Origin of the sequence: Streptomyces sp. NPDC101776 (genome assembly GCF_044766845.1) — a bacterium.
Lineage (GTDB): Bacteria > Actinomycetota > Actinomycetes > Streptomycetales > Streptomycetaceae > Streptomyces.
In genome coordinates this window covers 711,748-730,850 of the sequence record NZ_JBIWMV010000001.1, presented here as the reverse complement: position 1 = coordinate 730,850, position 19,103 = coordinate 711,748, and the positions used below count along the sequence as shown (strand labels likewise).

At 70.4% G+C, this 19,103-nt stretch carries 19 protein-coding genes; 6 read left to right on the top strand and 13 right to left on the bottom strand.

The genetic code is table 11. The features are described from left to right. Nucleotides 1-25: 25 nt before the first annotated feature. Nucleotides 26-898 (top strand): formyltetrahydrofolate deformylase, encoded by an 873-nt coding sequence (gene purU, locus ACIRRY_RS03190; RefSeq protein ID WP_403967318.1) that lies wholly within the window; start codon nt 26-28, stop codon nt 896-898. 130 nt (nt 899-1,028) lie between these two features. Here purU and betA read toward each other — a convergent pair whose 3' ends face one another. Beyond that, nucleotides 1,029-2,714 carry a choline dehydrogenase gene (gene betA, locus ACIRRY_RS03185; RefSeq protein ID WP_403967316.1) on the bottom strand — a complete coding sequence of 562 codons (1,686 nt, stop codon included), beginning with the start codon at nt 2,712-2,714 and terminating at the stop codon, nt 1,029-1,031. Nucleotides 2,715-2,942: 228 nt separating this feature from the next. Here betA and ACIRRY_RS03180 point away from each other — a divergent pair, with 228 nt between their 5' ends. Together ACIRRY_RS03180 and ACIRRY_RS03175 are read left to right on the top strand one after the other, a co-directional pair. After that, nucleotides 2,943-3,611 (top strand): lysophospholipid acyltransferase family protein, encoded by a 669-nt coding sequence (locus tag ACIRRY_RS03180; protein ID WP_403968336.1) that lies wholly within the window; start codon nt 2,943-2,945, stop codon nt 3,609-3,611. A gap of 93 nt (nt 3,612-3,704) precedes the next feature. Continuing rightward, entirely contained in the window at nt 3,705-4,502 is a 798-nt protein-coding gene (locus ACIRRY_RS03175) for an IclR family transcriptional regulator (RefSeq protein ID WP_403967314.1), read from the top strand. Between the two features lie 42 nt (nt 4,503-4,544). On the opposite strand, the gene ACIRRY_RS03170 is transcribed toward ACIRRY_RS03175, so the two are convergent. From ACIRRY_RS03170 to ACIRRY_RS03150, 5 genes are all read right to left on the bottom strand, one after another. Beyond that, nucleotides 4,545-5,675: an aromatic ring-hydroxylating dioxygenase subunit alpha gene (locus tag ACIRRY_RS03170; RefSeq protein ID WP_403967312.1), complete on the bottom strand. Its 1,131-nt coding sequence runs from the start codon at nt 5,673-5,675 to the stop codon at nt 4,545-4,547. A gap of 76 nt (nt 5,676-5,751) precedes the next feature. Then, nucleotides 5,752-6,921 (bottom strand): NAD(P)/FAD-dependent oxidoreductase, encoded by a 1,170-nt coding sequence (locus ACIRRY_RS03165; protein ID WP_403967310.1) that lies wholly within the window; start codon nt 6,919-6,921, stop codon nt 5,752-5,754. After that, a complete protein-coding gene (locus ACIRRY_RS03160) occupies nt 6,918-7,280 on the bottom strand; it encodes a bifunctional 3-phenylpropionate/cinnamic acid dioxygenase ferredoxin subunit (protein ID WP_019069625.1) in 363 nt (120 codons plus the stop codon). The genes ACIRRY_RS03165 and ACIRRY_RS03160 overlap by 4 nt, the downstream gene beginning before the upstream one ends. A gap of 159 nt (nt 7,281-7,439) precedes the next feature. Next, entirely contained in the window at nt 7,440-8,069 is a 630-nt protein-coding gene (locus tag ACIRRY_RS03155; RefSeq protein WP_403967308.1) for an MBL fold metallo-hydrolase, read from the bottom strand. Then, entirely contained in the window at nt 8,069-9,154 is a 1,086-nt protein-coding gene (locus ACIRRY_RS03150; RefSeq protein ID WP_403967306.1) for an S-(hydroxymethyl)mycothiol dehydrogenase, read from the bottom strand. Before ACIRRY_RS03150 ends, ACIRRY_RS03155 begins: the two co-directional genes overlap by 1 nt. A 172-nt stretch (nt 9,155-9,326) precedes the next feature. Here ACIRRY_RS03150 and ACIRRY_RS03145 point away from each other — a divergent pair, with 172 nt between their 5' ends. The 3 genes from ACIRRY_RS03145 to ACIRRY_RS03135 all read left to right on the top strand — a co-directional run bounded on the left by ACIRRY_RS03145 (nt 9,327) and on the right by ACIRRY_RS03135 (nt 11,406). Then, nucleotides 9,327-9,569, top strand: coding sequence for a hypothetical protein (locus ACIRRY_RS03145; protein ID WP_403967304.1), 243 nt, complete (start codon nt 9,327-9,329; stop codon nt 9,567-9,569). Then, nucleotides 9,566-10,549 (top strand): monooxygenase, encoded by a 984-nt coding sequence (locus ACIRRY_RS03140; RefSeq protein ID WP_403967302.1) that lies wholly within the window; start codon nt 9,566-9,568, stop codon nt 10,547-10,549. The genes ACIRRY_RS03145 and ACIRRY_RS03140 overlap by 4 nt, the downstream gene beginning before the upstream one ends. Nucleotides 10,550-10,677: 128 nt before the next feature. After that, nucleotides 10,678-11,406 carry a phosphatase PAP2 family protein gene (locus tag ACIRRY_RS03135; protein WP_403967300.1) on the top strand — a complete coding sequence of 243 codons (729 nt, stop codon included), beginning with the start codon at nt 10,678-10,680 and terminating at the stop codon, nt 11,404-11,406. 41 nt (nt 11,407-11,447) lie between these two features. Here the strand turns inward: ACIRRY_RS03135 and ACIRRY_RS03130 are convergent, their stop codons facing one another. Genes ACIRRY_RS03130 through ACIRRY_RS03100 form a run of 7 tightly spaced genes read right to left on the bottom strand, consistent with a single transcriptional unit; the run spans nt 11,448 to nt 19,102 of the window. Beyond that, complete coding sequence (locus tag ACIRRY_RS03130) at nt 11,448-12,779, bottom strand: glutamate-1-semialdehyde 2,1-aminomutase (protein ID WP_403967298.1); 1,332 nt, start codon at nt 12,777-12,779, stop codon at nt 11,448-11,450. Nucleotides 12,780-12,786: 7 nt separating this feature from the next. Beyond that, complete coding sequence (rfbC, locus tag ACIRRY_RS03125; RefSeq protein WP_403967296.1) at nt 12,787-13,338, bottom strand: dTDP-4-dehydrorhamnose 3,5-epimerase; 552 nt, start codon at nt 13,336-13,338, stop codon at nt 12,787-12,789. After that, the gene (locus tag ACIRRY_RS03120) at nt 13,335-14,573 is read right to left on the bottom strand and encodes a polysaccharide pyruvyl transferase family protein (RefSeq protein ID WP_403967295.1); all 1,239 of its coding nucleotides are present in this window, start codon (nt 14,571-14,573) and stop codon (nt 13,335-13,337) included. Before ACIRRY_RS03120 ends, rfbC begins: the two co-directional genes overlap by 4 nt. Then, the gene (locus tag ACIRRY_RS03115) at nt 14,570-15,517 is read right to left on the bottom strand and encodes a glycosyltransferase family 2 protein (RefSeq protein WP_403967293.1); all 948 of its coding nucleotides are present in this window, start codon (nt 15,515-15,517) and stop codon (nt 14,570-14,572) included. Before ACIRRY_RS03115 ends, ACIRRY_RS03120 begins: the two co-directional genes overlap by 4 nt. After that, a complete protein-coding gene (locus tag ACIRRY_RS03110; RefSeq protein WP_403967291.1) occupies nt 15,514-16,809 on the bottom strand; it encodes a hypothetical protein in 1,296 nt (431 codons plus the stop codon). The genes ACIRRY_RS03115 and ACIRRY_RS03110 overlap by 4 nt, the downstream gene beginning before the upstream one ends. Continuing rightward, a complete protein-coding gene (locus ACIRRY_RS03105) occupies nt 16,806-18,080 on the bottom strand; it encodes a DUF4910 domain-containing protein (protein ID WP_403967289.1) in 1,275 nt (424 codons plus the stop codon). Before ACIRRY_RS03105 ends, ACIRRY_RS03110 begins: the two co-directional genes overlap by 4 nt. Next, complete coding sequence (locus ACIRRY_RS03100) at nt 18,077-19,102, bottom strand: NAD-dependent epimerase/dehydratase family protein (RefSeq protein ID WP_403968334.1); 1,026 nt, start codon at nt 19,100-19,102, stop codon at nt 18,077-18,079. Before ACIRRY_RS03100 ends, ACIRRY_RS03105 begins: the two co-directional genes overlap by 4 nt. Nucleotide 19,103: the final 1 nt, after the last annotated feature.

The window sequence follows — 19,103 nt, the reverse complement described above, 5'->3', positions numbered from 1 at the left end:
CATGACGCACCGACGGAGGCCTCCCATGTCCCCTCGACCGCACCCTGGCCGCGAATTCGTCCTCACTCTCTCGTGTCCGGACAGCGCCGGACTGGTCCATGCCGTGAGCGGCTTTCTCGTCCGGAACTCCGGCAACATCCTCGAAAGCCAGCAATTCGATGATCGCCTCAAGGGCCGCTTCTTCATGAGGGTCCACTTCGACGTTTCCGATCCAAACGCCGACCTGAAAACACTGCGTTACCGATTCGGCCCGGTCGCCGAGGCGTATCACATCTCCTGGACCCTCCGGGACGCGGCGACCCCGACCAGGACCCTGATCATGGTGTCCAAGTTCGGCCACTGCCTGAACGACCTGCTGTTCCGCAGGCGCACCGGCGCCCTGAACATCGAGATCCCCGCGATCGTCTCCAACCACCGCGACTTCGAGGGCCTCGCGGAGACGTACGGCATCCCCTTCCACCACATCCCGGTCACCAGGGACACGAAGGCCGAGGCGGAAGCCCGACTCCTCGATCTGGTACGGGATTTGGACATCGACCTGGTGGTCCTGGCCCGCTATATGCAGATCCTCTCCGACGACCTCTGCAAGCAGTTGGAGGGCCACGCCATCAACATCCACCACTCCTTCCTCCCCAGCTTCAAGGGCGCCCGCCCCTACCAGCAGGCGTACGACCGAGGAGTGAAGCTCGTGGGCGCCACCGCGCACTACGTCACGCCGGAACTGGACGAGGGCCAGATCATCGACCAGGACGTGGTCCGGGTGGACCACTCGCTCGACCCGGAGGAACTGGTGACGGTGGGACGGGACGTGGAGGCACAGGTGCTGGCGCACGCGGTGAAGTGGCACAGCGAGAGCAGGGTGATGGTGTACGGGAACCGTACGGTGGTGTTCCGCTGAGTGGCAGTCGTATACGGGCGCGGGCAGCGGTCGTGAGCGGGCGCCGGCGGGCATCATCCAGCCCGTCCGGCGCCCTGCCAACACAGGCCGCCTGTATCCAGCCCGTCCGGCGTTTGAGGACGAGGCCCCTTCAGGGCCGACGGGGGTCTGGGGGCGGAGCCCCCAGGGCGTCACGGTGCCGGTAGTACACCGCCGCGGACGGAGCCGGCGGCTCCTTCCCCAGGATCAGGTCCGCCGCCTTCTCCGCGATCATCATCACCGGCGCGTAGATGTTCCCGTTGGTCACGTACGGCATCACCGACGCGTCCACGACCCGCAGCCCCTCCACCCCGTGCACCCGCATGCTCGCGGGGTCCACGACAGCCATCTCGTCCGTGCCCATCTTGCACGTGCAGGACGGATGCAGAGCGGTCTCGCCCTCCTTGGCGACCCACGCGAGGATCTCCTCGTCGCTCTCCACGGACGGCCCGGGCGAGATCTCCCCGTCGTTGTACGGAGCCATCGCCGGCTGGTTGAGCAGCTTGCGGGCGACCCGGATCGACTCGACCCATTCTCGCCGGTCCTGCTCCGTGGACAGGTAGTTGAAGCGCAGCGCCGGATGCTCCAGCGGATCTTTGCTCTTGATCTTCACCGAGCCGATCGCGTCGGAGTACATGGGCCCGACGTGCACCTGGTACCCGTGGCCGCCGGCCGGCGACGAGCCGTCGTAGCGGACCGCGATGGGCAGGAAGTGGAACATCAGGTTGGGATAGTCGACGTCTTCGTTGCTGCGGGCGAACCCGCCCGCCTCGAAGTGGTTCGTCGCGGCGGGGCCCTTGCGGAAGAGCCATTGCAGGCCGATGAAGGGGGCGCGCCACTTCGCCATGTACGGCTGCATGGAGACGGGTTGCTTGCAGGCGTACTGGATGTACACCTCCAGATGGTCCTGCATGTTCTCGCCGACGCCCGGCAGGTCGTGGACGACGTCGATGCCGAGCGCACTCAGCTCCTCCGCGTTGCCGACGCCCGAAAGCTGAAGCAACTGGGGGGAGTTGATGGCGCCGCCGCAGAGGATGACCTCGCGGGCGCGCACCTGCTGGACCTTGCCGCGGTGCCGGTACTCGACGCCGACGGCCTTCTTGCCCTCGAAGAGGACGCGGGTGACCATCGCGCGGGTGGTGACGGTGAGGTTGGGCCGCTTGCGTACGGGCTTCAGGTACGCCTTGGAGGCGGAGAGCCGGCGCCCCCGGCTGACGTTGCGGTCGAAGGGCGCGAAGCCCTCCTGCTGATAGCCGTTGACGTCGTCGGTACGCGGATAGCCCGCTTCCTGCACGGCGTTGAGGAACGCGCCGAACAACGGGTTGGCGGCGGGTCCGCGTTCGAGCACGAGCGGGCCGTCGTGGCCGCGGAACTCGTCGTCGGGATCGGCCGCGAGGCAATTCTCCATCCGCCGGAAGTACGGCAGACAGTGCGCGTAGTCCCAGCTCTCCATGCCGGCGTCGGCGGCCCAGCGTTCGTAGTCCATGGGGTTGCCGCGCTGGAAGATCATGCCGTTGATGCTGCTGGAACCGCCCAGCACCTTGCCGCGCGCGTGGTAGACGCGCCGGTCGCCCATGTGCGGTTCGGGTTCGGACTCGTACTTCCAGTCGTAGAACCGGCTGCCGATCGGATAGGTCAGCGCGGCCGGCATGTGGATGAAGACGTCCCACGGATAGTCGGGCCGGCCGGCCTCCAGGACCAGCACCTGGTGGGCCGGGTCCGCGGAGAGCCGGTTCGCCAGTGCGCTGCCGGCTGATCCACCGCCGACGATGACGAAGTCGTATTGCAGGGGAGCCATGATCTCTCGTCTCGCTCGCGCCGTAGATACGCGAGGCATGCTAATACGAGTACCGCTATACGCACCAGGTTGCGCGCCACGCAACCTGGAGACGCAGGTTTCCGCACTGTTTCGCCGGTACGGAACCGTTTGTGAGTACGCGTACTCATGCCCGCGCCGCCCGGCCGCGTGACGATACGACTCGTCCGCACACAGCGCACCACCGGCAGATCAGAGAGTCAGCAGCACGTGCTCAGCGCCTTCGCCCGTACCGTCGTCCCCCTCCTCGGCCGTCTGACGGTGACCACCGGAGCGGTCGACACCGTCGCGCCCGGCAGTATCGTCGCGCCCAACCACACCGCCCTGGCCGATCCCGGACTCGTCCTGGCCGCGCTGCACCGGCTGGGCGTCGAGCCGGTCGTGCTCGCCACCGCGGGGCTGTGGAAGGTCCCCGTCCTCGGGCGCCGGCTCACCCGCGAGGGCCACATACCGGTACGCCGGGGCAGCCGTAGCGCGGCGGCGGCCCTGGATCTGGCGGCCGAGGCCCTCGCCGTCGGCCGGGTCGTGGTGATCTACCCCGAGGGCGGACTCCCCCGCCGCCGGGACTCCGGGGACCGCGGACCCGGCACCTTCCGCACCGGCCTGGCCCGGCTCGCCCTCACCACCGGCGCACCCGTCGTCCCGCTCGGCCACGCCGGTGCCCGCCGGATCGTCTCCGGCGGCCGGGTGAAGCAGCTCGCCGGTGTCCTCACCGCGCCGCTGCGCCGCCCCGACCTCCATGTCCACCTCGGCGAACCCGTCCACCTCACCGGGGACATCACCGCGGCCACCGCACAGGCCCGCTCGGCAGTGGAGGCCGCCTGGCAGCGGGCGGTCGGTCAACTGCCGCCATCGGCCCGGCATACCGGGGCTCGGTGAGCCGGTGCACGCACCGCCCCTTACCAGGCGAAAGGGCCTGATCAAAGTCCCGGCAGTAAACACGTTGTACCGCCCTGCGCGTATAGTTTCGCTGTGAGCAACTACAGTCCAGATACTGAAACGACAGGTTCGCAGTCCGGCGGAGTCCAGTCCGTGGACCGTGCCATCAGCGTGCTGGAGATCCTGGCCCAGCGTGGCGAGGCCGGTGTCAGTGAGGTGGCCGGCGAGATCGAGGTTCACAAGTCGACCGCGTTCCGGCTGCTCGGGGCGCTGGAGGCGCGCGGGTTGGTCGAGCAGGCGGGCGAGCGCGGCAAGTACCGGCTCGGCTTCGGGATCGTGCGGCTGGCCGGTGCGGTCACCGGGCGCATCGACATCACCCAGCAGGGCCGCCCGGTCTGCGAGCGCCTCGCCGAGGAGATCGGCGAGACCGTCAACATCGCGGTCATGCAGGAGCAGTACGCGATCAACCTGTACGAGGTGCGCGGCCCCGGCGCCGTCACCGCGCACAACTGGGTGGGCGAACTGACCCCGTTGCACGCGACCTCCAGCGGCAAGGTCCTGCTGGCCCACCTGCCCGCCAAGGAGCGCGCCGCGCTGCTCACGGAGGCCGGCCTGAAGAAGGTGACCCCGCGCACGCTGACCTCGAAGACGAAGCTGGAGAAGAACCTCGCCGAGGCCCGGGAGCGCGGATACGCCTGGACGCTGGAGGAGTTGGAGCTCGGGCTGCACGCCGTGGCCGCGCCGGTACGCAACCGCGACGGCGAGGTCATCGCCGCGGTGAGCGCCTCGGGACCGGCCTACCGGTTCACCGAGGAGCGGCTGCACGAACTCGCCCCGGTGCTGGTCAAGGGCGCCGAGGAGATCAGCCACCGCATGGGCTACCTGGGCTGAGCACACTCAACTCGACCGGCCCCGCGGGCTGATTGGGCCGAGTCACCCCGGGTTGATCCCCAGGCGCTCGTTCACCCAGTCGTGGAAGGCGCCGATGTGGTGCTCGCTGGGCACCAGCACCCCGCCCTTGGCGTACATCCGGGAGCCCATCCCGGGCTGCGTGCGCTCGCACGCCTCGAAGTCCTGCCGGTTGACCCGGTCGAAGAGTTCCACGGACCGGCTGACGTCCTTGCCGCTCTCGACGACGTGCGGAAGATAGAGCCAGTCGCACTCGACGATCGTGCGGTCGACGGCCACCGGGTACATCCGGTGGAAGATCACGTGGTCGGGGACGAGGTTGATGAACACCTGCGGCTTGATGGTGATCGCGTAGTAGCGGCGGTCCTGGTCCTCGCTCACCCCCGGGATGCGGTCGAGCCCCTCCGAGCCGTCCACGGTGAATCCCCGCACCTCCTCACCGAACTCCGCGCCGTGGCCGACGTAGTACTGGGCCGCGTAGCCGTCCGCGAACTCCGGTAGCACCTCGGTGAGTTCGGGGTGGATCGTGGCGCAGTGGTAGCACTCCATGAAGTTCTCGATGATGAGCTTCCAGTTGGCCTTGACGTCGTAGACGATGCGCCGGCCCACCGAGAGGTGGTCGATGTCGTAGTGCTCCAGCGACTCCACGTCGCCGAGCCGGGTGACGACCTCGCTGATGACGTCCTCGTCGAACGACGGCGGGTTCTCCGCCAGGTTGACCCACACATAGCCGAGCCACTCCCGGACGGCGACACTCACCAGCCCGAACTCGGTACGGCCGACGTCCGGCATCTTGGTGAGGTTGGGCGCCGCGACGAGCTTGCCGTTCAGGTCGTACGTCCAGGCGTGGTACGGGCATTGGAAGGCGCGTTTGACCTCGCCGGTCTCCTCGGTGCAGAGCTTGGCGCCCCGGTGCCGGCAGACGTTGAAGTAGGCGCGTATCGAGTTGTCGCGGGCCCGCGTGACGAGGATGCTCTCGCGGCCCACGTCGACGGTCCGGAAGGCGCCCGGTCTGGCGAGTTCGGAGGAGCGCACGGCGCAGAACCACATCGTCTCGAAGATGTGCTCCTGTTCCTGGGCGAAGAGGCCCGGGTCCGTGTAGGAGGAGCCGGGCAGGGTGGCGATCAGGCTGTCCGGCAGGCTGGTCGAGGTCACAGTGCACTCCTCGGAGAACGTCGTGGATCGGTCATTCACGCGCCGGGACGAACGACTCCGGACGGCGTAGTTACGGTCAACTCACCGTGGCGGCAAGCTGTTTGCGCCACCTCATGAACAGCCGCGGCTGGTTCATCGCGAGCACGGCGACCGGCTGCCCGGCACACCGGTAGACGGCGAGGAAACTGCGGTCGCCCGGGGCGCCCTCCTCGACGGTCACACTGTCGGCACCGGCGGCGTGACCGGCGAACTGGATCTTCACGCCGTACTGGTCCGACCAGAAGTACGGCGGCCGTTGCGCCCCGCCCTCCACCGCACCCCACGACAACAGCGCGGCCACGGCCGCCTCGGGCCGCTCCCGCGCCCCGGTCCAGTGCTCGACCCGCCGGTGCGAACCCGCCCGCGGGTCGTACCAGTTGGCACAGTCCCCTACGGCGACCACGCCGGCGAGAGTGGTCCGGCCGTCGGCGCCGCACTTGACGCCGTTGTCGAGTTCGACGCCTGATCCTTCCAGCCACTCGACGCACGGCCGGGCGCCGACGCCGACAACGACCGTGTCCGCGGGGACAGTTCGCCCGTCCTCCAGCAGCACGGCGTCGACGCGGGTCTCGCCGCTCAGCCCCTTCACCCCGACACCGCACAACAGCCGTACGCCGTGGGCCTCGTGGAGGGCGGAGACGATTCCGCCCATGGTCTCGCCGAGCGGTCCCGCGAGCGGGGTCGGAGCGGCCTCGATCACCGTCACGTCGAGTCCGAGGGCGTACGCCGTGGAGGCGACCTCGGCGCCGATGAAGCCGCCGCCGATCACCACCAGCTTTCCGCCCAGGGCGAGTTCGTCGCGCAGGGCGCGGGCGTCGTCCAGGGTGCGCAGGGTGTGCACCCCGGCCAGTCCGTCCGTGCCGGGCAGGTTGCGCGCCACCGCGCCGGTCGCGACGACGACCCCGTCGGCCCGCACCTCCCGGCCGTCGTCGAGGAGCAACACCCGCTCCACGCCGTCGACCTGGAGCCCGACCGCACGGGCGCCGAGCAGCCACTCCGCGCGCAGGTCCTCGTCGTCCGACTCCAGCAGGAGATCGGCCTCGGCGAGGGTCCCGGCGAGGAACTCCTTGGACAACGGCGGTCTGTCGTACGGGCGATGGGGTTCGTCACCGATGACGACGAGCCGTCCGTCGTAGCCCTGTCTCCGCAGCGAGCGTGCCGCCGACAGGCCGGCCAGCGAGGCGCCCACCACGGCCACGGTCCTCACGCGGGTCCTCCGGCGAGCCGGGACGCGACGCAGGGCGGCAGGTTCGGGGCGTCCGTGGACGGCACGACGTAGATCATGCCGTCCTGGACGAGCACCTCGTGGGTACGCACCGGGCGCTTGGCCGGCGGGGCGTCGACCGCTCCCGTCCGCAGGTCGAACTTCGAAGCGTGCAGCGGGCATTCCACCTCGCAGCCCTCCAGCCAGCCGTCCGCGAGCGAGGCGTCCTGGTGGGTGCACGTGTCGTCGATGGCGAAGACCTCGCCGTCGTCGGTGTGGAACACCGAAACCGGCGGATCGATGTCGAGCCGGTAGGCCTCGCCTCGCGGCAGATCCACGAGAAGGCACGCGGGAATCATCATGACACCTCGGTGCGTATAGCGAAACGGATTGCGGTAAGCGCAACGTCAGTTTGAGGGCGGCCCCAAACCGTTGTCAAGGTGTTCAGAGGCCAGGCGAAGCCCTGACCCAGTGTTGCTTTTCACGCAACCTCGTGCGCTATCAGCAACACCGGGGAGTGCTCAGAACCCGCGGTCGATCCACTCCTGAAGATGCGGGGCCTCGGCGCCGACGGTGGTCGTGTCCCCATGGCCGGTGTATACGACGGTGCCGCCCGGCAGCCCGAGCAGCCGGTCCCGGATCGAGTCGACGATGGTCGGGAAGTGGGAGTACGACCGCCCCGTGGCCCCCGGACCGCCCGCGAAGAGCGTGTCACCGCTGAAGAGGGCGTTCAGGGCGGGCGCGTACAGGCAGACGGCTCCGGGCGCGTGTCCGGGTGTGTGCAGCACCCTGAGGTCGGCATCCGCGACCTCGATCACCTGGCCGTCGGCGAGATGCGCGTCGGGGTCGCGGTCGGGGTGGGTCTGCTTCCACAGCGGCAGGTCGTCGGGGTGCAGCCAGATCGGAGCGCCGGTGCGGTCGGCGAGTTCGGGTGCGGCGTCGATGTGGTCGTTGTGGGCGTGGGTGCAGATGATCGCGGTCAGGCGGCGGTCGCCGATCGCGTCCGCGATGGCAGAGGCATCGTGCGCGGCGTCGATGACGACGACTTCATGGTCGTCGCCGACGATCCACACGTTGTTGTCGACGTCCCAGGTGCCGCCGTCGAGCGTGAACTGCCCCGAGGTGACGAGGTGTTCGATGCGCGCGGCCATCAGAAGACCACCACCGAACGCAGCACGTCGCCGCCGTGCATCCGCTCGAAGGCCTTCTCGACGTCCTCCAGCGCGATGGTCTCGGTGACGAACGCGTCCAGATCCAGCCGCCCCTGGAGATAGAGGTCGATCAGCATCGGGAAGTCGCGGGAGGGCAGGCAGTCGCCGTACCAGGACGACTTGAGCGCGCCGCCTCGTCCGAAGACGTCCAGGAGCGGGAGTTCGAGCTTCATCTCCGGGGTTGGGACACCGACGAGGACGACCGTTCCGGCGAGATCACGGCCGTAGAACGCCTGCTTGTACGTCTCCGGGCGGCCGACCGCCTCGATGACGACATCGGCGCCGAAGCCACCGGTCAGCTCGCGGATCGCCTCGACGGCGTCGGACTCCTTGGAGTTGACCGTGTGGGTGGCGCCCAGCGAGCGGGCCTTCTCCAGTTTCCGGTCGTCGATGTCCACGGCGATGATCCGCGCCGCACCCGCGAGCCGGGACCCGGCGATCGCCGCGTCGCCGACACCGCCGCAGCCGATGACGGCGACCGTGTCACCACGTCCGACGTTGCCGGTGTTGATCGCGGCGCCGATGCCGGCCATCACGCCACAGCCGAGCAGTCCGGCGGCGGCAGCCGATGCGGCCCGGTCGACCTTGGTGCACTGTCCCGCGGCGACCAGGGTCTTCTCGGCGAAGGCGCCGATGCCGAGGGCGGGCGCGAGTTCGGTGCCGTCGAGCAGGGTCATCTTCTGCTTCGCGTTGTGGGTGTTGAAGCAGTACTGCGGCCGGCCGCGTCGACAGGCCCGGCAATTCCCGCACACGGCACGCCAGTTGAGGATCACGAAGTCACCGGGGGCGACATCGGTGACGCCCTCCCCCACCGACTCCACGACGCCCGCGGCCTCGTGGCCGAGCAGGAAGGGGAAGTCGTCGTTGATGCCGCCCTCGCGGTAGTGCAGATCGGTGTGGCAGACCCCGCACGCCTCGACCCTCACCAGCGCCTCGCCCGGGCCGGGGTCGGGGACGAGGATCGTCTCCAGGCTGACGGGGGCGCCCTTCCCCCGCGCGACGACAGCACGGACCTGGTGCGTCATGGCCACTCCTCCGCTGATGAGAAACCCTGAGCAGAACGTTGCTCATTACGGCACGCTTAGCGCGTGCCGCAACACAGCATCACGGAGGGCGGAACGAGGGTCAAGGATTCGGGCCGGTAGGCAACGCCGACATCACCGGCCGCCGAGCCGCCGTAGAAAGGTGTCGACGACCATGTCGGGCTTGGCATCGTTGTTCGTCGAGCGCCTTCAGGTGGCGGCCGAGGCCGGGGAGGTGCGCCCGGACGCGCACTTCGGCGCGGTCGCGGACGCGATCATCGGCTCCCTCATGTACTGGGCGACCGCCCGCCGCACCGACCTGAGCATCGAGTCGGTGGACTCGCTGCAGGTTGTACTGCTGCGCGGTCTACGGGCGGACCCGGACGGCGGTTCGCAGCCGGTCGTGGCCACCGGGTGACGCTCGTCGAACGCGCCGCGCACCTGCGGGTCGCCGGCGCTCCGATCGACGTCCGCGGCGACGCCATCGGGTGCGCCGAGCGGACGGGCGTGCTGCCCAGGATCCGTGAGCAGCGCATCCGGATGGCGGAGCACGGCGTGTTCGTCCACGCCGACGGTTCCGTGGCCGCCCGTCTGCCGGTCGAGGAGATGAGCGATTCCGGGGACGCCATCGAGATCGCGCGCGAGGACCTCGTACGGACCCTCGCCGCCGCACTGCCCGCGTCGGCCGACCTCGTCCTCGGCGACTCCGTCGACGCACTCGCCGACGACGGCGACGGTGTCGACGTCCACTTCGTCTCCGGCCGATCCGAACGCTTCGATCTCGTCGTGGGTGCCGACGGCCTGCACTCGGTCACCCGCAGGCCGGCCTTCGGGCCCGAGCGTGACTATCTGCGCCACCTGGGCCTCTACGTCGCGCTCACCGACCTGCCTGCCGAGGCCCGGGCCGACCGGACCAACCCGCTGTACAACTGCCCCGGTCATCTCGCGAGCATCGCCCGCTACAAGGACGGGGCGTTCGGAGTGTTCCTCGTCCGCTCCGGGCTCCTCGACCACGACCACCGTGACCTCGACGCCCAGAAGAAGATCCTCCTGGACGCCTTCGCGGGACATACCGAGTGGAAGATCCCGCAACTGCTCGACGCGGTCCGTGCCGATCCCGAGTTCTGCTTCGACTCGGTCGGCCAGATCCATATGCCCACCTGGTCCCGAGGCCGTGTCGCCCTGGTCGGCGACGCCGCGCACTGCGCGGCGCTGCTCTCCGGCCGCGGCACCTCACTGGCTCTCAGCGGCGCGCACTTCCCGGCCGAGGAACTCGACGACGCGGGCGGCGATCACACCATGGCGTTCGAGCGGTACGAGCGACGACAGCGCCCCTACGTCGAGTTCGCCCAGAACAGCGTCACGGACGGCGGCGAACTCATCGTGCCCTCCACGTAGGAGGAGATCGACGCGCGCGACGCGAGACTTCAGGCCATCGCCGCCTGATGCCGGGCCCCGGGGGGCCACGACCGTGTACGGATAGAGTGCTGAGGGCTCGTGAATGGGACACGACGAGGGGGCTCGCGTTGGATCGTCCGGCAGGAGAGGGCCTGGAGGCCGACCACGCGGGTGGGTCGTCGGTGCTGCCCCCGCCACTGCGCCCCCGGCTCGCCCTGATCGCGGTCCTCGCCGCGCTGGTGGTCGTCGCGCTCGGGGTCAGGTACGCCGGTCACAGCGCACCCGGCGCGGTGGACAGCTGGATCTTCCCGCCGACGGCGGACAGTGTGCGGGCGCCGTGGCGCCAAGTCGCCCTGGCCCTGGACTTCTTGGGGGAACCCGCGGGCTCGGCGCTGGTGGTCGTGGCCGGTGTCGTGGGCTGCCTGCTCATGCGAAGTCCCCGTGCGGCCGTGCTCGTCGTCGCCGGGGCCGGGGCGACCGTGGGGACGACCACGCTGCTCAAGCATCTGGTGGGCCGTACCATCCACGGCCCCGGCAACCTGTCCTACCCGAGCGGGCACACCGCCTTCGCCACCGCGCTCGCCCTCATGGCGGCGCTGTTCGCGACGGACCGGCTCGGCCTCGGCAGGACGGCCGGTACGTCACTCGTGCTCGGGGCGGGGCTGGTGGCCGGCGCGGTCATGGGCTGGGCGGAGGTCGGGCTGGGCGCGCACTACCCGACCGACGCGCTCGGCGGCTGGTGCACCGCGCTGGCGGTGATCCCGGCGACCGCGTGGCTGGTCGACCGGACCGCCGACCGGCTGGGCGATCGCTCGTCCGGACGGACGGTCGACGCCGGTCGGCGCGAGCCCCTCTGACATCACCTCACGCCGGTCTACGCGAGCCCGCTGACGTCACCTCACGCCAGGCGGCGGAACACCGGCTTCACAGGCCGTCCGAGCAGCCATGGGGTGGGGTCGGCGGCGTCAAGTGCCTTGCGGTACACGGCACATGCCTGGGCCACCACGTCGACGGTGCGGTCGATGTCCTCGTCCTCCAGCGCGCTGCTCACCACGAAGGACGGGGCCAGCACTCCGCCCGCGAGGAGCCGGCGCAGGAACAGGGTGCGGTACTGCTGCGACGGCTGGAGGTTCTCGTCGAGGGTGGCGAAGACCAGGTTGCTGGCCCGGCCCCGCACGACGACGTGGTCGCCGACGCCCATGGCCGCCGCCGCGTCGCGGACACCGGCGGCCAGCCGCTCGCCGAGGGTGTGCAGCCGCGCGGTGATGCCCTCCTCGACGTACGTGGTCTGTACGGCCATCGCGGCGGCCAGGGAGTGCGTCTCCGCTCCGTGCGTGGTGGACAGCAGGAACACCCGGTCGCGGTCGCCGGTGTCGCGCAGCCCGCCCCGCTCCATCAGGTCGCGGCGCCCGGCCAGCGCGGAGACGGCGAAGCCGTTGCCCAGCGCCTTGCCGAACGTGGAGAGGTCGGGGACGACGCCGTAGAGGCCCTGGGCGCCCGCCTCGGACCAGCGGAAGCCGGTGATCATCTCGTCGAAGATCAGGACGCAGCCGTGCCGGTCGGCCAGTTCGCGCAGGCCGGCGAGGTAGCCGGGCGGCGGCTCGGTGTGGGTGGCGGGTTCGAGGATCAGGCAGGCGATCTCGTCCGGGTACCTGGCGAGCATCTCCTCCGTGGCGGCCAGGTCGCCGTAGGGGAAGGTCGCGATGAGTTCGGTGGTCGTCGACGGGATGCCGGCGGACATCGGGGTGGTGCCGATGAACCAGTCGTCGACGGAGAAGAACGGATGGTCGGAGCAGAGGGCCACCCGTGAGCGGCCGGTGGCGGCGCGGGCCAGGCGGACCGCGGCGGAGGTGGCGTCGGAGCCGTTCTTCGCGAACTTCACCATCTCGGCGGTCGGCACGGTGGCGAGGAAGCGTTCGGCGGCCTCGACCTCCACGATGGACGGCCGGACGAAGTTGCTGCCGCGGCCGAGTTCCCGCCGCACCGCCTCGATCACGCGCGGGTGGGCGTGACCGAGGCTGACCGACCGGAGGCCGGAGCCGTACTCGATGTACCGGTTGCCGTCTACGTCCCACACGTGGGCACCGCTGCCGTGGCTGATGACCGGGGCCAGGTTCTCGGGGTACTGGTCGTCGCCCTTGGCGTAGGTGTGAGCGCCCCCGGGAATCATGGCGTGCAGCCGCTCGTTGGCTGTCCGCGACAGGGGCAGGTGAAGCTCTTCGGTGTCCACGGGGACCTCAACTTTCTCTGTGCTTCAGGACCTCGGCGAGGCTCGGCGCCTCACGGTCCCGTTGGGACATCAATGCCACCGGCAGCGGCCAGGGAATGGCCAGCTCCGGGTCATCGAAGGCGATGGTCACGTCCTCGGTCGGATCGTGCGGGCGGTCGATCCGGTACGAGGTGTCTGCGGTGTCGGTCAGTGCCTGAAAACCGTGCGCGCATCCCGCGGGAATGTAAAGAGTTGGTTGTGATTCTCCTGTGAGTTCAAAGGAAGTCCAACTGCGGTAGGTCGGAGAATCCGGCCGCAGGTCCACGACGACGTCGAAGATCCGCCCGTACGAGCACCGCACCAACTTGGCCTCGCCCGCGCCGGATCGCAGGTGCAGACCGCGCACCACGCCCCGGACCGAGCGGGACAGGCTGTCCTGGACGAAGGCGTCCGGGTCCAGGCCCACCGAGCGGACCACGTCGGCGTCGAACGTGCGGCAGAAGAAACCGCGTTCGTCGGCGTACGGCGTCGGCTCGAAGAGGAACGCCCCCGCGATCTCCGGGACTTCGGTCGCTTTCATGGAGACTCCTGGCGGGGGTGGGCGTGGATATGGCCGGTCGCGGGGAACACGGCCGCGGTCAACGAGCTGAACTGGTCCTGGAGTTGGCGTGCGGCGGCCTGGTTCCGCTCGGTGAGGGTCCCCCGCAGTTCGGGCGCTCGCTTCTCCAGCGCCCGGAATTGCTCCAGCAACCGGTCGGCGTCGACCTCGCGCGCCGGGTGGCAGTACGCGCCGAGGCCCATCCGCTCCATGAGCGCGTCGCTCTTCGCCGCGTAGCTGAGCGCGAGCACCGGCGTTCCGGTCTTCAGCGCGCAGATCAGGTTGTGGTAGCGGACCGCCACCACGGTGTCGGCGGCGACCATCTCGTTCATCAGGTCGTCCAGCGAGGCCGGTTCGGCGGCGGTGACCAGCGGGGAGTCCACCGCTTCGAGGATCGCGGCGACCACCGTCGCATCGCACTGGTCGCCGGTGAGCAGCCGGACCGGTCTGCCCTCCTCGACGAGCGTGCGGACGAACCGGATCGTGCCGTCGAGATAGCGCCGGTAGATCTCGTCGGCGCGGGCGCGGTCGTCGTTGCCGCCGTGGAAGTCCATGACGCCGACGCAGACCGTGCCCGGCGCGTCCGAGGGCGCGCTCGCGGGCGGGGCCGGCAGGGAGAACGCCAGGTCCGGATACACCTCGTCGCGCGCGGTGTTCACGCCCATCGCCCGCATCGCGTCCCGGGACTGCGCGTCCCGGTAGGAGCGGTAGGCGGCCAGGCGGCCCGACCAGCGGACCAGGGCGCAGGTGGGCCGGTTGCGGATCTCGGCGGCGCCGACGCTGACCAACGCGACGCGCGTGCCCGTCAGTCGGCCGCTCGCGCAGAGCAGGAACAGGGAGTACGGGAAGCCCCAGGGCCGTAGCGGCAGGGTGGCTTCCAGGACGCCCATGCCCGGCACGATCACCACGTCGTGGCGGCGTACCCAGGCGGCGGTGCGGAAGATGTCGACGAACTTGCCCAGGCCCTTCGACGCGATCGAGCCCAGGCGGGACGCGGTGCGGTACTCGGCGCGGTTCCAGTGCATGCGGGTGGCGGGGATCCCGAACCGTGCCGTCACGGCCTCGGGCCCGCCGCAGAAGGCGTCCACGACCGCGTCCGGATGGTCGGCGCGGAGGTAACCGAGGACGGCTTCGAGCGACCCGTCGTTGCCGAGGTTGCCGGAGCCGAGGAGGCCGAACACCCCCACGCGCACCAGCTGTTGGGGCGCGGACGTCATGCGTGCCTCCCCTCGCGGCCGGCGACGAGGGCGTCCACGGAGACCGTGAGCTGGGCGGGGTCGACGGGGGCGCGGTCCTCGACCCGCTCACCGACGCCCGGGCGGACCCGGCTGGTCATCCACGAGGCCAGGTGGCGGTAGCAGGCACGCCGGTCGGCCGGGGACAGCGGTGCCCGTCGGATCGCGGACGCGAAGCCCCAGATGTACTCGGCGAGCAGCCGGGGCGTCGGGTGCAGCACGCCCGCCCGGCGCGGGTCGAGGTTGACGCAGCGGGCGCGCTTGGAGGGGTTGGCGCGCTCGGCGCGGGTGGGGTGGTCGCGGCGGAAGTACAGCAGTTCCGGCACCTGGTGGAAGCGTCCGTGCAGGGTGATCTCGGCGACGAAGGTGCGGTCCGCGTGGTGGTAGCTGTCCATCGGTTTCACCCGGCGCAGCACGTCGGCCCGGATGACTCCGTAGAAGTCGTCGCCGCCCGGTTCGAAGAGCAGGCTGCGGAAGCGCTCCGGCGCGCTCGGGGAGCCGGTGGCGAGCGTGTACTCGTAGGGCACCGTCACCTGTCCGTCGCCGTCGATGACCGCCTGGTCGGTGTGGGCGAGGATGACGTCCGGCCGCTCGTCCAGCGCCTCTATGCAGCGCGTCAGCAGGTCGCGGCCGTAGAGGTCGTCGTGCGAGGCCCACTTGAACAACTCGCCGCGGGACTCGGCGAATACGTGGTTGTGGTTCGGGGTGGCTCCGATGTTGCGGGGCAGCCGGAGGTAGCGGATACGCGAGTCCTGCGCGGCGTACTTGCGGCAGATGTCCTCGGTGGCGTCGGCCGAGGCGTTGTCGGAGACGACCAGTTCGAAGTCCTCGTAGGTCTGGCCGAGGAGGGCGTCGAACGACTCGGCCAGGTACTCCTCGCCGTTGTACACGGGCAGGCCGATGCTCAGCCGCGGTCGGTCGGTCATGAGGTCCTCACTTCGGGGATGGGTTCGCCGTGGCGCTCGCGCAGGGCGGAACGCAGTTGCAGCCACCACACGGCCGAGCCGCTGATGGTCGCGGCGGCGACGCCCCAGGCCGAGCCGGACGTGTCGCCGAGGGCCGCGCCACCGAGCCCGCCGCCGACGTAGCAGGCGGAGGCGAACAGCTGGCAGCGCAGGCTGCGGCGGGCCGCGCCGAGCGCGCGCAGTCCGGCCGCCGCGCCCGTGCCGAGGCCCGCCCCGGCGACGCTGAGGGTGATCTGCACGATGAGGTGCGAGGAGGAGTGCCAGACGTCGCCGAGCGCCAACTCGCCGAGCCTGCCCGGCATCAGCAGCAGTGCCGAGCCCCAGAGCAGCGCTCCGGTGGCCTGTCCCCCGCCGAGGTAGAGGCAGAACCTGCCCAGTCGGTGCGGGGCCTGCCGCAGCACGCGCGCCGCCTCGGGGACGGTGACCAGCGAGAGGCCCATCAGTACGGCGAGGAAGGGGCCGAGGAGGAGTTCGGCGCCGCGCACCGCGCCGACCGCGCTCACTCCGACGATCACGCCGAGGCCGTACGCCCGGAGCTGGCTGGCGCCGCTGAGGCTGACGTTCTCGACGAGGTACCGGTAGCCGAGGTCGCGCTGTTCGCGCAGCCAGCCGCGGGCCTGTGCCGTGCGGGGCCGTATGCCGGACTGGATACAGCCGTATCCCGCCGCGACCGTGGCGGACGCGCCCCAGGCGAGCACGAAGGCGGCCACGGTGTCGACATGGGCCGCCACGACCATGGCGGGGATGAGCGCGATGCCCCACACGATGTCGTTGACGAACGCCTTGCGCCCGTCGCCCGCGGCGAAGAACGAGAACCGCCAGGCGTCCTGGAGCAGCAGCCCCGGCATCATCAGACCGAGGGCGGCGAAGGCGGGCCCGACCCGGCCGCCGAGCCCGAGCCCGGCCGCCAGGCAGAGCACGCCGAGGGCCGTACCGACGCAGAGCGCGGTACCCGTCGACCGGGCCACCGCCCCGCGCCAGGACGCCTGCGGCACCCCGCTGAAGCGCACCACGAGCGGGTCGGTGGCCAGGCCCCGGGAGACGTTGAGCACCACGCCGTAGGTCACCCAGGCGAGGCTGAACACGCCGAACGCGGTGACCCCGAGCGAGCGGGCCACGTAGATGCCCACCGCGAAGTTGCTGATGCTGGAGGCCGCCTGGTCGGCCAGTCCCCAGGAGAGCCGGCCGACGAGGGCCCGCTTGGCGGACCGGACCGGCGCCGCCTTCTCCCCGTCGGTGGTCGTCGATGTCATGTCTTGATCAGTCCGGCCTCGTGCAGGGCGTCGGCCGCACCGGCGACGCTGTCGAAGGGCAGCCCGGACCGCTCGGCGACGTCCAGCAGACTGTGCTCGCCGTCGGAGAGGTTGAGCACCCAGAGCATGGCCATCTGCGCCTGCTTGGTGTCGCTGCGACCGCCGAGCGCGTCGTACAACCCGCGCCGGCCCAACTGCGGTTCGCCGTAAGGGCTGAGGTTGAGGTAGCGCCGGTTGCGGTCGAGAACGGTGAACGCCTCGCGGCAGACGGCGAGGGTGTCCGCCATCGCCTCCGGGGAGACGAAGTCCGGGTTGTCCGCCGAGGTGTGGTACTCGGGGTAGCCCGCGTACGGGGTCCGGCTGAGCGAGCCCACACCGAGGTTGAACCCGGGTGAGCAGTACTGCCGCTCGTCGTACCCGTACGGGGTGAACTCGTTGACGTGGTGCGGGCGTTCGGACGCCTTCAGCACGTGCCGCAGCACCAGGTCGATCTCCGCGTCGCCGCGCCTGCTCTGCTTGTACGTCAGTTGACCCGTGTCTCCGGCGCAGGCCAGCACGAGCCCGTGCTTGACCCGGTCGATCCGCTCCGCGTTGCGGGCCAGCCACGTGATCGCCCCGATGGTGCCGGGCGCGTAGATGAACCGGTAGGTGTAGTACGGCGTTTGCTGGGCCAGCGCGCGGGCCAGGAAGGTCGCGACCGCGATGCCGGCGAGGTTGTCGTTGGCCAGTGACGGATGGCAGGTGTGGCAGGAGACGATGACCTCGTCGGCCACCTGTCCGGGGACGACGTGCTCGGCGTAGGTGAGGTGGCCGTCCGCGAGGGTGGAGTCGATCCGCACCTCGTAGTCGCCGTCGGGCAGCGCGTCCAGGGTCTCCTGGGCCAGGCAGAAACCCCACTCCGGTTTGTAGTAACTCGTGCGGTACGGCACCCAGTTCGGGTGGTCCGGCAGCGTGTGCAGGTGTGCGCGCAGCTCGGAGAGCGGCATGGTCCGCGACACCGGCACGCTGTAGCCGAGCACGTGCAGGCTGGACGCGGCGAAGTCGACGACCCGCCGGCCAGTGGCGTCGGCGATGTACGCGTCCCGGATGTTCCACTCCTGCGGAACGGTCCAGTCGAGGACCTGGGTCCCGGTCGGCACCTCGTGCACGGTCAGCGGGAGGTACTCGCCGACGATGTCCAGGGTGGCGCGCACGCCGTCGCCGGTGATGCTCCGGCAGAGCGGGTACAGCCGCTCCACCAGTGCGTGCATCTCCTCGCCGACTTCGGTCATCGGCGCCACCGCAGGGTGTCGTCGACGGTGCCGGCCTCGGAGGCCGCCTTGAGCACGGCGAGACGGGTGAAGCGCTGCTCGAAGTCCTCCCGGGTCAGGTCGAACTTCCGGTAGGCGTCGGCGAGTTCGAGCGCGCCCTGCTTCACCGTCCACTCGCAGTCGAAGTCGGGGATCGCGGCGCGGAAGCGGGAGAAGTCCACCCGGTACGAGCGTGGGTCGGCGCCGTTCTCGCCGGTGATCACGACCTTCGCGCCGGACACCGCCTCGGCGACCTGCTCGGCGATCTCGGCGACGGTGACGTTGTTGACCTCGCTGCCGATGTTGAACGCCCGGTCGTGCACCGCCTCGCGCGGCGCGGTCAGCGCGGCCGTGAAGGCGCGGGCGATGTCGGCCGCGTGCACCAGTGGGCGCCAGGGGGTTCCGTCGGAGAGGACCAGCACCTCGCCGGAGAGCAGCGCGTGGCCCACCAGGTTGTTCAGCACGATGTCGGCACGCAGCCGGGGCGAGAAGCCGAAGGCGGTGGCGTTGCGCATGAACACCGGGGTGAAGTCGTCGTCGGCCAGCGCGTGCACGTCGTCCTCGACCCGCACCTTCGACTCCGCGTACGGCGTCACGGGGCGCAGCGGGGCGTCCTCGGTCACCAGACCGCCGCCGCCGGAGGCGCCGTAGACGGAGCAGGTCGACGCGTACAGGAAGCGTCCGACTCCCGCGTCGCGGGCCAGCTTCGCCAGCCGTACGGACGCGTGGTGGTTGATGTCGTAGGTGAGTTCCGGGGCCAGCGAGCCGAGCGGGTCGTTCGACAGCGCGGCCAGGTGGATCACGGCGTCGAACCCGGCGACGTGCTCGGCGGTGATGTCGCGCAGGTCCACCCGCACGCCGGGCGGGTCGGCGGGCTGCGGGCCGAGGACGGAGTCGGCGAAGAGGCCGGAGTCGAGGCCGACGACCTCGTGTCCCGCGGCGGTGAGGACGGGTGCCATCACGGTGCCCAGATATCCCTGGTGTCCGGTCAGTAGTACGCGCAAG

Bases quoted from the DNA above. Each gene is read 5' to 3' on its own strand.
- purU (WP_403967318.1), top strand. From the start codon at position 26: ATGTCCCCTCGACCGCACCCTGGCCGCGAATTCGTCCTCACTCTCTCG.
- betA (WP_403967316.1), bottom strand. From the start codon at position 2,714: ATGGCTCCCCTGCAATACGACTTCGTCATCGTCGGCGGTGGATCAGCC.
- ACIRRY_RS03160 (WP_019069625.1), bottom strand. From the start codon at position 7,280: ATGATGATTCCCGCGTGCCTTCTCGTGGATCTGCCGCGAGGCGAGGCC.
- ACIRRY_RS03155 (WP_403967308.1), bottom strand. From the start codon at position 8,069: ATGGCCGCGCGCATCGAACACCTCGTCACCTCGGGGCAGTTCACGCTC.
- ACIRRY_RS03150 (WP_403967306.1), bottom strand. From the start codon at position 9,154: ATGACGCACCAGGTCCGTGCTGTCGTCGCGCGGGGGAAGGGCGCCCCC.
- ACIRRY_RS03145 (WP_403967304.1), top strand. From the start codon at position 9,327: ATGTCGGGCTTGGCATCGTTGTTCGTCGAGCGCCTTCAGGTGGCGGCC.
- rfbC (WP_403967296.1), bottom strand. From the start codon at position 13,338: ATGAAAGCGACCGAAGTCCCGGAGATCGCGGGGGCGTTCCTCTTCGAG.
- ACIRRY_RS03120 (WP_403967295.1), bottom strand. From the start codon at position 14,573: ATGACGTCCGCGCCCCAACAGCTGGTGCGCGTGGGGGTGTTCGGCCTC.
- ACIRRY_RS03115 (WP_403967293.1), bottom strand. From the start codon at position 15,517: ATGACCGACCGACCGCGGCTGAGCATCGGCCTGCCCGTGTACAACGGC.
- ACIRRY_RS03110 (WP_403967291.1), bottom strand. From the start codon at position 16,809: ATGACATCGACGACCACCGACGGGGAGAAGGCGGCGCCGGTCCGGTCC.
- ACIRRY_RS03105 (WP_403967289.1), bottom strand. From the start codon at position 18,080: ATGACCGAAGTCGGCGAGGAGATGCACGCACTGGTGGAGCGGCTGTAC.